The organism is Neisseria sp. P0009.S007 (assembly GCF_051962515.1).
This window is the reverse complement of record NZ_JBQCVF010000608.1, coordinates 1-952: the sequence shown is the minus strand read 5'-3', so window position 1 is coordinate 952 and position 952 is coordinate 1. Positions and strand designations below refer to the sequence as shown.

The 952-nt window shown below is 35.3% G+C and carries 1 protein-coding gene and 1 pseudogene; both read right to left on the bottom strand.

Annotated features, from left to right (window positions below; genetic code table 11):
* Positions 1–90: 90 nt before the first annotated feature.
* Positions 91–669 (bottom strand): HD domain-containing protein, encoded by a 579-nt coding sequence (locus ACTHS3_RS15135; protein WP_070608046.1) that lies wholly within the window; start codon positions 667–669, stop codon positions 91–93.
* A 78-nt stretch (positions 670–747) separates the two neighbouring features.
* Positions 748–952: pseudogene (locus tag ACTHS3_RS15130) on the bottom strand (phosphatidylserine decarboxylase); the annotation flags it as partial.

The following is a 952-nucleotide window of genomic DNA, read 5'->3' as shown; positions in this document are numbered from 1 at the left end:
AACCATTATTTTTGAGAAATAAATAAAAGAGTTATACAAGAAGAGCTACATATCACAATATTCCTCAACTATTTTAAAGATCAATTGATATTATAAATATATGCCCTTTTCCACACTTTCCTTAACCAACTCTTCAGTCAGTTTCCATAACTCTTTAGATTCACCTTTTATAAATTTTTTCTTTTCTAATACCATATCTGAACTAATATTATCTGGATTATAATTTAATTCTGATACTTCTAAATGATTTATAAGTGGCACCAATGCGTCAATAACTCTTGCATATCTTGCCTCAGCACTCTGCCCTTTTTCAAATTCCAACCAAGAATTTTTCATATTCAAATATTTTTCTTCTGGAAGGATTCTCATTGTTTTTTCTATAGATTCTAGCTCTCTATCATGAGAATGAACTTTTTTCTCATCATTAAAAACCCAAGTATCTCCAGCATAAATCTCACCTAAATCATGAATCAGTAACATAGAAATTACCTTTTCCATATTCAATTTTTCAGGATAATAATCTTGAAGAACAATCGAAGCCATCGCACTCTGCCAAGAATGCTCAGCGCTATTTTCAAATCTTCCATCAAGGGTTCTATTAAATCTTGTTACTGACTTTAATTTCTCTATTTCTTTAATAAAATCAACTATATTACTCAGTTCACTCATTACCGCTTCAACTTCCCTAATATTTACCTTTAAATTCTTCTATTAAGGTATTTAAACTTTTATCTGAAAAACCAGCCATTAATCTTTCAACACATCGCGTGCAGCCGCTTGAATCTTGGCCGCCGCTGCTTCGATTTGCTGCTGTTCGGTAGATGGGTTTGCCACTGTTTCAACCGGGGAAACTTGAGAAGCAGGCGCGGCTTGTGGAGCTGCGGCTTTAGGCTCAGATTCAGTTTGCGGCGCAGTCAGCGGCAAACGCGCCAATACAGTGCTGACGCCGGTA

Coding starts and splice junctions, on each gene's coding strand:
- ACTHS3_RS15135 (WP_070608046.1), bottom strand. CDS start 669: ATGAGTGAACTGAGTAATATAGTTGATTTTATTAAAGAAATAGAGAAA.